The following is a 250-nucleotide window of genomic DNA, read 5'->3' as shown; positions in this document are numbered from 1 at the left end:
CGCTAAGCCCACCGTGGTCGCCTGCCTCTCTTACGAGTTAGCGCAACGCCTTCGGGTGAACCCAACTCCCATGGTGTGACGGGCGGTGTGTACAAGGCCTGGGAACGTATTCACCGCGGCATGCTGATCCGCGATTACTAGCGATTCCGCCTTCATGCTCTCGAGTTGCAGAGAACAATCCGAACTGAGACGGCTTTTGGAGATTAGCTCACTCTCGCGAGTTTGCTGCCCACTGTCACCGCCATTGTAG

1 rRNA gene is annotated in these 250 nt (G+C 57.2%); it reads right to left on the bottom strand.

The annotated features are described in order from the left end of the window. A 16S ribosomal RNA gene (locus ACZ6JE_RS15395) occupies nt 1-250 on the bottom strand; the annotation flags it as partial.

This window comes from Frigoribacterium sp. AC759, assembly GCF_979256015.1.
Note: the sequence above shows the minus strand (reverse complement) of the source record. Positions and strands in the feature narration are given on the sequence as shown.